Annotated in this window: 1 pseudogene; it reads right to left on the bottom strand. The window is 48.1% G+C overall.

Annotation, left to right across the window (positions count from 1 at the left end):
• Positions 1 to 237, bottom strand: a pseudogene (locus RMT89_RS45360) (hypothetical protein); the annotation flags it as partial.

The raw sequence follows: 237 nt of genomic DNA, 5'->3' as shown, positions 1-237 counted from the left end.
CCCTGAAGATCAGGTACCTCCCTGATCGCCACGACATCCCCTTCGATCGATGCATGCACATGACCGCTAACATCCTCCTCCGTCTTGGCAATAATCGCACCAGCGGCTACATGATCCCCTTCTTTCACCAACACTTGATTGCTGGCCCCTATATGTTGGTCAAAGGGGATCATCACTTCTTTTGGTCGATAATACTTTAGTTCTGGATCTAATGTTACCCTTTTCTTCAAGGCTAAC

Source organism: Streptomyces sp. P17 (genome assembly GCF_032436805.1).
Lineage (GTDB): Bacteria > Actinomycetota > Actinomycetes > Streptomycetales > Streptomycetaceae > Streptomyces.
Note: the sequence above shows the minus strand (reverse complement) of the source record. Positions and strands in the feature narration are given on the sequence as shown.